Origin of the sequence: Pseudomonas sp. B6002, from assembly GCF_013385985.1 — a bacterium.
Taxonomy (GTDB): Bacteria; Pseudomonadota; Gammaproteobacteria; order Pseudomonadales; family Pseudomonadaceae; genus Aquipseudomonas.
Window position 1 is genome coordinate 126,672 of record NZ_JACAOY010000017.1, and the last position, 6,247, is coordinate 132,918.

The window sequence follows — 6,247 nt, forward strand, 5'->3', positions numbered from 1 at the left end:
ATGAGCCACACGATCAATACCTTGGGTTTGGTGGGCACCGGCGTCATGGGCGCGGGCATCGCGCAAATTGCAGCTCAGGCGGGCGTGACGGTGCGGTTGTTCGATGCGCGTGAAGGCGCTGCGCAATCGGCACGGGAAAACCTCGGCGCGACCTTCGCCAAGCTGGTGGGCAAGGGCAAGATCAGCCAGGCGGCGATGGACGCGGCACTCGCCAACCTGCAGGTCGCTGGCGTGGTTGATGAACTGAAGGATTGCGACCTCATCGTCGAAGCCATCGTGGAAAACCTCGACGCCAAGCGCGGCCTGCTGCAACAGCTGGAAGGCATCGTCCGCCCGACCTGCATCCTGGCCACCAACACCTCTTCACTGTCGGTCACGGCCATTGCCGCCGGTTGCCAGCACCCCGAGCGTGTGGCCGGGCTGCACTTCTTCAACCCGGTGCCGTTGATGCGTGTCGTGGAGGTGATCGACGGCCTGGCCACCGCGCCTGCCGTCGGCGATGCGCTGCTGGCGCTGGTCGCACGCACCGGCCATCGCGGCGTGCGTGCCAAGGACACCCCCGGTTTCATCGTCAACCACGCCGGCCGCGCCTACGGCACCGAAGCCTTGAAGATGCTCGACGAGGGCATTGCCGAGCGCGGTGATATCGACCGCATCCTGCGCGACGGCGCCGGGTTCCGCATGGGGCCGCTGGAGTTGCTGGACCTGACCGGGCTGGATGTGTCCCACCCGGTGATGGAGTCGATCTACAACCAGTTCTACCAGGAACCGCGCTACCGGCCATCGGCCCTGACCCGGCAGATGCTGGTAGGCGGCCGCCTGGGGCGCAAGGCGGGGCAGGGCTTCTATCACTATGAGAACGGCCAGCTCATCAATGGCCCGCTGCCTCAGCCGGTGCCCACGGTGCAACAGCCACCACCGGTGTGGATCGCCACCGAGAACAGTGACGACTACGAGCGCCTGAGCGCCCTGGTGATCGACCTCGGCGCCCATCTGGAACACGCCGCGCAGCCTTCGCCCCAGGCACTGTGCCTGCTGGCGCCGTACGGCCGTGACGCCACCAGCGCCTGCGTGCGTTTTGATACCGACCCGGCGCGCACCCTGTGCATCGACCTGCTGACGGACCTGTCGCGCCATCGCACCCTGATGCAAAACCCGCTCACATCCCCCGCCATGCGCGACGCGGCCCATGCGCTGTTCGCTGCAGACGGGGCAGGGGTAACGGTGATCGGTGACAGCGTGGGTTTTGTCGCCCAGCGCACCCTGGCGATGGTGGTCAACCTGGCCTGCGATATTGCCCAGCAGCGCATCGCCAGCGTCGACGATATCGACCAGGCGGTGCACCTGGGCCTGGGCTATCCACAGGGGCCGCTAGCCTGGGGCGATGCACTCGGGCCACGGCGCCTCCTTACGATTTTGCAGCGCATGAGCGAACTCACCCACGACCCGCGCTACCGCCCCAGCCCCTGGCTGCGGCGGCGGGCGATGCTGGGCGTTTCCCTGCGCCATGAAGAGCCGACTGCCGGCTGATTTGCCAACCTCACAGGATAAGAACAATGGGTGCTTTGACAGGTTTGCGAGTATTGGATTTAAGCCGTGTGTTGGCCGGCCCCTGGTGTGGGCAAGTGTTGGCGGACCTCGGTGCGGAAGTGGTGAAGATCGAGCGCCCCCAAAGTGGTGACGACACCCGTGGCTGGGGCCCGCCCTGGATGAAGACCGGCAGCGGCGAGTCGTCCGGCGAGGCGTCGTATTATCAGTCGACCAATCGTGGCAAGTTATCCGTGGCCATCGACCTGGCCAGCCCGGAAGGTCAGGAGCTGGTGCGGGCGCTGGCGGCCAGTTCCGATGTATTGATCGAGAACTACAAGGCCGGCTCCCTGGCGCGCTACGGCCTGGACTACGCGACCCTGGCCGAGATCAACCCGCGCCTGGTGTACTGCTCCATCACCGGTTTTGGTCAGACCGGCCCGCGTGCCGAAGAGCCGGGTTATGACTTCATTATCCAGGGCATTGGCGGCTTGATGAGCATCACTGGCGAGCGTGATGACTTGCCGGGCGGCGGTCCGCAAAAAGTCGGCGTGGCGTTTTCCGACCTGATGACCGGCCTGTATTCCACCGTGGCGATCCAGGCCGCGTTGCTCAGCCGCGAGCGCACCGGCGTCGGCCAATACATTGATATGGCGTTGCTGGATGTGCAGGTCGCCACCTTGGCCAACCAAAGCATGAACTACCTGGCCTCGGGCAAGGTGCCGCAGCGCTACGGCAATGCCCACGCCAATATCGTGCCGTACCAGGTGTTCCGCGCCGCCGACCGCGACTTCATTATTGCCTGCGGCAACGACAGCCAGTTTATCGCCCTGTGCCAGAGCATCGGTTTGCCGCATTTGCCGGATGACCCGCGCTTTCGCCGCAATGCCGACCGCGTGGCTCACCGTGAAGAGATCGTGGCGTTGCTCTCGGCGCACTTCCTCGGGCGCAGCGCCGATGAATGGGTGGCCTGCATTCACGCTTCAAAAGTGCCGGTGGGGGCGATCAACTCCATTGCCCAATCCCTGGAAGAGCCCCAGGTGATTGCGCGCAATTTGATGGTGAAGATCCCCCACCCGCAGAACCCGGACTTCGCCATGGTCGGCAGCCCGATCAAGATGTCCGGCACGCCGGTTGAATACCTGCGGCCGGCGCCGAGGCTGGGGCAACACACCGACGACATCCTCGGGCAGCGCTTGGGCCTGTCAGCCGAGCAACTGGCCCAACTCAAGGCCCGTGGGATCGTCGAGCAGCAGGGTTAGACCAGCGTCGAGCGGTCGATCTGCGCGATGGAGGTGACCCCGGTAAGGGTCATCGCCACGCGCATCTCCTTGGCGAAGATGTCCAGCAGGTTTTCCACGCCGCTCTGGCCATCGGCAGCCAGCGCGTAGGCGGTAGCACGGCCCAGCAAGCACGCCTTGGCACCCAGGGCGAGCATGCGCACCACATCGAGCCCGGAGCGGATGCCCGAATCCACCAGCACCGTGAGGTCGTCGCCGACCACGTCGGCAATCGGCGGCAAGGCCTTGGCGGTGGACAGCACGCCGTCCAGCTGGCGTCCGCCATGGTTGGACACCACAATGCCGTCGGCGCCGAAACTCACCGCGTCCTTGGCGTCCTGTGGATCGAGGATGCCCTTGATGATCATCGGGCCCTTCCAGAAATCACGGATCCACTCCAGGTCTTTCCAGCTGATGGACGCGTCGAAATTGTTCGCCAGCCAGCCGATGTAGTCTTCCAGGTGCGTAGGTTTGCCCAGGTACTTGGAGATGTTGCCCAGGTCGTGAGGGCGACCCATCACGCCCACATCGAAGGCCCATTGCGGCTTGGTGACCGCCTGCAACATGCGCCGCGAAGCCGCGAACGGCCCGGACATGCCCGAGTGCGCATCCCGGTAGCGTGCGCCTGGGGTCGGCATGTCGACGGTAAACACCAGAGTGGTAACGCCCGCCGCTTGCGCACGCTCCAGCGCATTACGCATGAAGCCGCGGTCCTTGAGCACATAGAGCTGGAACCAGATCGCCCGGGCACTTTGCGACGCCACCTCTTCAATCGGGCACACCGACACGGTCGACAGGCAGAACGGAATGCCCTTGTTCGCCGCCGCCTTCGCCGCCTGCACTTCACCGCGTCGCGCATACATGCCGGTCAGGCCCACGGGGCTGAGGATCACCGGCATGTCCAGTTCCTGGCCGAACAGTGTGGTCTTGAGGCTCAGGTTATCGACGTTGCGCAGGATGCGCTGGCGCAGGCTGATCTCGGCCAGGTCCGAACTGTTCGCGCGCAGCGTGTGTTCGGCGTAGGCGCCGCCGTCGATGTAGTCGAACAGAAAGCGCGGCAGCTTGCGCTGGGCGGCCGCGCGGTAGTCGGAGGCGGATGAGATGATCATGAACGGTAGCTCCACAAGGCAAGGTGGCTCAGGATAGGCAAACTTCTGGCATGATAAAAACAACTTTTATCGCTAGTCGCCAGTCGCGAAAGGAATACTGATGAACCTCAGAACATTACGCGCCTTTGTCGAGGTGGTGCGCCAGGGCGGCTTCTCCCAGGCAGCTGAAGTGGTGTCGTTGACCCAGTCTACGGTGAGCAAGGCGGTCAAGACTTTGGAAGACGAGCTGGGCGTGCCGCTGCTCAATCGCCTGGGCCACCGCAACGAACTCACCGCTGCCGGCGAAATTGCCTACCGTCGCGCCCTGGTGCTGCTCGCCGAGCGCAACGACCTGGTCGCCGAAATCAACGACCTGCGCGACCTCAAGCGCGGCCTGCTGCGCATCGGCTTGCCCCCGGTGGGCTGCGGCGTATTGTTTGCGGCGATGTTCGCCACCTACCGCAGTCGCTACCCGGACATCGAAATCGAACTCACCGAATACGGCAGCAAAAAACTGCGCGAATGCCTGGAAGCGGGGGAGATCGACCTGGCCGCGCTCTTGTTACCTATAGATGAAGGCTTCGACTATCAGCCGGTGCGCAATGAACCGTTGATGGCGGTGCTGCCCGTGAGCCACCCGCTGGCGCAGCGCACACGCATCGACTTCACCGACCTCGCAGACTCACCGTTTATTCTGTTCGAAGCCGGTTTTGCCCTGAACGCCAAGATCCTCGCCGCCTGTGAGCGCAAAGGTGTCACGCCCCGGGTGACCGCCCGCAGCGGGCAGATCGACTTCATCGTCGACCTGGTGTCCGCCGGGCTGGGCGTCGCCTTCCTGCCGCGCATGCTCGCCCACAAACATCAGCACCCTGGCATCGCCCTGATCCCCCTGGACGAACCCCATACCGACTGGCACATCGCCCTGGCCTGGCGTGCCAGCGCCCACCTGCCACCGGCCGCGCTGGCTTGGCTGGAGTTGGCCAGGGAACACCCGCTTTCAACCGGTCATCCGGATTAATCGACCGAGTTGCCAGAGAAAGCTTGACTTCCCCTTTTTAATCAGTAACATACGGCGCATTCCGCGATAGCTCAGTTGGTAGAGCAAATGACTGTTAATCATTGGGTCCCTGGTTCGAGTCCAGGTCGTGGAGCCAGATAGCGATATAAAAAAGAAGCCTGCAGAGATGCAGGCTTTTTTTTGCCTAAAATTCCGTGCTTGTAGTGAGCGGGCTTGCCCCGCGCTGCGTTGTGTCAGGTAGACATGTGGCGTCTCAGGCACCGCGGCGCGGGGCAAGCCCGCTCACTACAGTTAGTAATGTGTACATCCAAGACGTCGAACCAAAAAGATCAAAGCCTGCAGAAATGCAGGTTTTTTTTGCCTTGGGTTTTATCAGTCCAGATTAAGTACCAAGGCCGAAACAAATTTGTACATTTTGTTGACGCCATCAAAACGCCACCCTAAGATCGCCGCCCATTGATGGCACAGTGCCACGTAGAGGGATCTAAACATGTGGCGTTCGGTACGTCGGACCAGGCTCAGCCTGCTGTCCGCTTTTTTTTGCCTGTGCATCAGCGGCATGGCTCACGCCGCGCCCCCGCAGACTGCACCAGGCGTCACCGACCTGATCCGCGACCGCCAGGACCGCCTGCTCGAAGAGCAGCAACGCCGCCTCGAAGAACTCAAAGACCTGCCCGGCAAAACCGCTGCACCAGCCAAACCATCAGCACCTGCCGACACTCGCTGCTTCCCCATCAACACCATCGAACTCAGCGGCGCCGACGCGTTGTCCGAAAGCGAGCGCAACAGCCTGCTCAAACCCTACATCGGTCAATGCCTCGGCGTGCCGCAGCTCAACGAGTTGCTCAAAGTCATCACCGATCATTACCTGGGCAAAGGCCTGGTCACCAGCCGCGCCTACCTGCCGCAACAGGACCTCTCCAGTGGCAACTTGAAGGTGCAGGTGATCGAAGGCCGCCTGGAAGGAATGAAGGGCGAAGAGGGCAGCGGTATCAGCGATCGCCAACTGACCATGACCTTCCCCGGCAAACCCGGCGACCTGCTCAACCTGCGTGAAATCGAGCAGATGGTCGACCAGTTGAACCGCCTGCCGTCGAACCAGGCGCAGATGGAATTGGCCCCCGGCAAGGCCGTCGGCGGCAGCGACGTGTTGGTGAAGAACGCCCCACAGAAACCCTGGCGTGTCGGCCTGTCGCGCCACAACGGTGGCCAACGCAGCACCGGCGAACAGCAGTGGGGCGCCAGCCTTGATTGGGACAACCCACTCGGCCTGGCCGACCAGCTCTCCCTGCGCGGCGGCCATGATGCGGTGAGCGACCACCAGAAAACCTCGC

General features: G+C 63.2%; 5 protein-coding genes and 1 tRNA gene. 5 read left to right on the forward strand and 1 reads right to left on the reverse strand.

The window, feature by feature from the left end; all coding sequences use genetic code 11:
- The gene (locus HX792_RS22255; RefSeq protein WP_176998109.1) at nucleotides 1-1,530 is read left to right on the forward strand and encodes a 3-hydroxyacyl-CoA dehydrogenase; all 1,530 of its coding nucleotides are present in this window, start codon (nucleotides 1-3) and stop codon (nucleotides 1,528-1,530) included.
- 26 nt (nucleotides 1,531-1,556) lie between these two features.
- Nucleotides 1,557-2,789: a CaiB/BaiF CoA-transferase family protein gene (locus HX792_RS22260; protein ID WP_176998110.1), complete on the forward strand. Its 1,233-nt coding sequence runs from the start codon at nucleotides 1,557-1,559 to the stop codon at nucleotides 2,787-2,789.
- On the opposite strand, the gene lldD is transcribed toward HX792_RS22260, so the two are convergent.
- Nucleotides 2,786-3,916, reverse strand: coding sequence for an FMN-dependent L-lactate dehydrogenase LldD (gene lldD / locus HX792_RS22265; RefSeq protein WP_176998111.1), 1,131 nt, complete (start codon nucleotides 3,914-3,916; stop codon nucleotides 2,786-2,788). The two genes, HX792_RS22260 and lldD, sit on opposite strands and share 4 nt — an antisense overlap.
- 100 nt (nucleotides 3,917-4,016) lie before the next feature.
- Between lldD and HX792_RS22270 the strand changes: the two genes are divergently transcribed.
- From HX792_RS22270 to HX792_RS22280, 3 genes are all read left to right on the forward strand, one after another.
- On the forward strand, nucleotides 4,017-4,913 hold the full coding sequence (locus HX792_RS22270) for a LysR family transcriptional regulator (RefSeq protein WP_176998112.1): 897 nt from the start codon (nucleotides 4,017-4,019) through the stop codon (nucleotides 4,911-4,913).
- 60 nt (nucleotides 4,914-4,973) lie between these two features.
- A tRNA-Asn gene (locus HX792_RS22275) sits at nucleotides 4,974-5,049 on the forward strand.
- 354 nt (nucleotides 5,050-5,403) lie between these two features.
- Nucleotides 5,404-6,247 (forward strand): ShlB/FhaC/HecB family hemolysin secretion/activation protein (locus HX792_RS22280; RefSeq protein WP_176998113.1); only part of this gene is annotated, 844 nt, incomplete at its 3' end.

Bases quoted from the DNA above. Each gene is read 5' to 3' on its own strand.
- lldD (WP_176998111.1), bottom strand. From the start codon at position 3,916: ATGATCATCTCATCCGCCTCCGACTACCGCGCGGCCGCCCAGCGCAAG.
- HX792_RS22270 (WP_176998112.1), top strand. From the start codon at position 4,017: ATGAACCTCAGAACATTACGCGCCTTTGTCGAGGTGGTGCGCCAGGGC.
- HX792_RS22255 (WP_176998109.1), top strand. From the start codon at position 1: ATGAGCCACACGATCAATACCTTGGGTTTGGTGGGCACCGGCGTCATG.
- HX792_RS22260 (WP_176998110.1), top strand. From the start codon at position 1,557: ATGGGTGCTTTGACAGGTTTGCGAGTATTGGATTTAAGCCGTGTGTTG.